This is a genomic window from Roseomonas sp. GC11, from assembly GCF_024437745.1.
Taxonomy (GTDB): domain Bacteria; phylum Pseudomonadota; class Alphaproteobacteria; order Acetobacterales; family Acetobacteraceae; genus Pseudoroseomonas.
The window spans coordinates 1-589 of the sequence record NZ_JANFNY010000207.1 but is presented as its reverse complement, the minus strand read 5'-3'; the positions used below and the strand labels follow the sequence as shown (position 1 = coordinate 589).

1 pseudogene is annotated in these 589 nt (G+C 81.3%); it reads right to left on the bottom strand.

Annotated features, from left to right (window positions below):
* Positions 1–589: pseudogene (locus NON00_RS24650) on the bottom strand (NAD(+) synthase); the annotation flags it as partial.

Sequence of the window (589 nt, the reverse complement as noted above, 5' to 3'; positions counted from 1 at the left end):
GGGCGGCAGCGCCACGCCGGGCGCCCCGGCCTCCGCCACGGCGGCGCGCAGGGCCAGGGCCAGGGCGCGCCACAGCCGCTGCTCCGGCGTGGCGGGGGGTGGCAGGGGAGAGGACGGGGGAGATGGCGGCCCGCCCTCCGGCATGGCCTCCGCCCAGCGGGCGATCAGCGGGGTGGGGTCGAACTCCGCCCGCCGCGCCACGAGGCGGCGCGCGGCATCCAGCACGAAGGCGCCGCCGGGAAAGACCGCCCCGCCATCGCTGCCGAGCGGCGCCAGGGCGAGCAGCGGCAGCCCCGTCTCCACCACGCGCGGCACGGCGAGGTCCACCGGCCGGTCCTCCGGCTGGCGCAGGAAGGGCGTCTCGGGGAGCACGAGCAAAAGCTCGGCGCCGGTTTCCAGCAGGGTCTCGGCCAGGGCCGGCTCCGCCGCCTCCGCCCCGGCCAGCACGCCCAGGCGCAGGCCCCGGAAGGCCAGCGGCCCCGGCGCCGGGCCAGGGGTGAAGGCGGCGGCGGCGGCCTCGCCGGGGGCGAAGGCGTGGCGGGCGCGGCGGGCCAGCAGGCGCCCGCCCTCCCACAGCGTGACGCCGAGG